This window comes from Anaerophaga thermohalophila str. Valhall (assembly GCF_000250735.1).
GTDB classification, from domain to species: Bacteria; Bacteroidota; Bacteroidia; order Bacteroidales; family Marinilabiliaceae; genus Anaerophaga; species Anaerophaga thermohalophila_A.
On the sequence record NZ_AHZV01000196.1, the window covers coordinates 1 to 2,056 of the forward strand.

The 2,056-nt window shown below is 42.6% G+C and carries 1 protein-coding gene; it reads right to left on the bottom strand.

Annotated features, from left to right (window positions below):
• Window positions 1-347: 347 nt before the first annotated feature.
• Window positions 348-1,670, bottom strand: coding sequence for an AMP-binding protein (locus OQ5_RS24585; protein WP_016777453.1), 1,323 nt, complete (start codon window positions 1,668-1,670; stop codon window positions 348-350).
• Between the last annotated feature and the right edge of the window lie 386 nt (window positions 1,671-2,056).

The following is a 2,056-nucleotide window of genomic DNA, read 5'->3' on the forward strand; positions in this document are numbered from 1 at the left end:
TATGCTTTTTATACCGCACTCATTTATTAAGGTCGAATGGAACTCGCATGCAAGAACTTTTACATCTTTCTTTTGTGGCAAACTTTGCCATGCTCGTTTCATCAGCATAAAATTAGTCTAAGTTATTGGTCTGATGGAACTCGCATAATTGGGTTTATACATGTTCTCTTGTGACAAACCTTGCACCTTAAATGGAATTATGCAATGTAAATAATTTATTATTAATTATTTAAGTGTTATTCGGCAAACCCTATTTAGTGTCTGTCCATAAAGTGCCATTTTACTGTGTTACGGTATTCTTATGCAAAAGTAAAAGATTGCAAAAATTAAACCACAAATAGTGCGAGTTATTTTGGAGCCAATCTCTTCCCTTCACCCCTGATTTCCACTCTGCGTATTTTACCGCTTATAGTTTTGGGTAATTCTTCTACAAACTCGATAATGCGCGGGTATTTGTAGGGAGCTGTCGCCTGCTTTACGTGTTCCTGAATTTCCCTGATCAACTTCTCTGAAGCAACATAACCCGGTGCCGGCACTATGGTAGCTTTCACCACTTGCCCGCGAATATCATCAGGTACCCCGGTAACAGCACATTCTACAACAGCGGGGTGCGTCATTAAAACGCTTTCTACTTCAAAAGGCCCTATGCGGTAGCCGGAACTTTTGATGACATCGTCGGCTCTTCCCACAAACCAGTAATATCCGTCTTCGTCACGCCAGGCAATGTCTCCGGTATAGTAAACGCCATTCTGCAACACTTCGCGGGTACGTTCTTCGTCGCGAAAATACCCCTTAAAGAGCCCAACCGGTGGATGCTCACCAATGCGAATAACGATCTGGCCTTCTTCACCATCTTCGCATGAAGTGCCATCGGGTTTCAGCAGGTCGATGTTGTATTGGGGTGTTGGAATCCCCATGGACCCGGGTTTAGGCTCCATCCACGGGAAGGTGGCCAACTGAACTGCCGTTTCGGTCTGTCCGAAAGCTTCCATCAGTTTTATGCCGGTAAGCTCCCGGAACGTTTCAAAAACTTTGGGATTGAGGGCTTCTCCCGCTGTGGTGCAGTATTCAAGTGCTGACAGGTCGTATTTCGAAAAGTCTTCACGAATCATAAAACGAAAAATGGTGGGAGGTGCACAAAAAGAGGTGACTTTATATTTTGCAATCACATCCAGCATATCGGCAGGATTAAAAATACTGTCACCTTCATTGAGAAGCATCTCCTTATTGTTCAAACAGATTAACAGACTACCCTTCAGAATCAGATTAAATTCCTGCCCCGGATGGCTGTTAAATTCCATCCCGGCTTTGTCTGGTTTGGGATCCACAGTCACAATAAAAGGATCCGCTTTCCGGTTGATAAAGTTGGTAGCCAGTGCCTCGTAACTGTAAGCTTTTCTACGTTGAACTGATACACCCTTACCTTTTCGCGTCAGCGTATAGTAATGCATTCGTGGTTCGGCCCCACTGAGAAATGTTGTGACATCAACGTTGAATTTCCTGGCTAAAAGATGCATGATGCCAACGGGGATGTCCACCTTCCCGGATTCAATTTCGCAATAATCTGCCACGGTTAATCCGCAATAATCTGCCGCTGCTTCCGGCGAAATATTCAGTATCTCACGCAAGTCTTTAATGCGGGCAGCAACCTGCTTTATTTGTTCTTCCATTTTAGAGTTTTAGATTGTAATAGATTCAATATCAGATGGTAGATTTAAGATTTTTAGACACTGCTGTCCGACAAAAAAAAGCGTTTAACTTTTTGCGCTCAAGCCGCGTGGGCTTTTACTTTTTTTGTTCACGAGATAAAAATTATAAGGCGTTCACGATTTACGCTTCGCTCCAATTCATTAGTATATAATATACTTAAGTTATTGGCCTAATGGAACTCGCATGTAAGATTTATACATATTCTTATTGTTGCAATTGTTACCATGCTCGTTTCTACAGCAAAAAAAAGTAAACAAATTTTGCGTTAAGTGAGAGCAGTGACCAAACTTGTTTGTGTCAATGCCGAACGCAGCAAAATTCAGCGATGCTAAAAAATGCCGTCGCG

What these genes read in the sequence shown, in the direction of transcription:
- OQ5_RS24585 (WP_016777453.1), bottom strand. Translation starts at nt 1,670, where the DNA reads ATGGAAGAACAAATAAAGCAGGTTGCTGCCCGCATTAAAGACTTGCGT.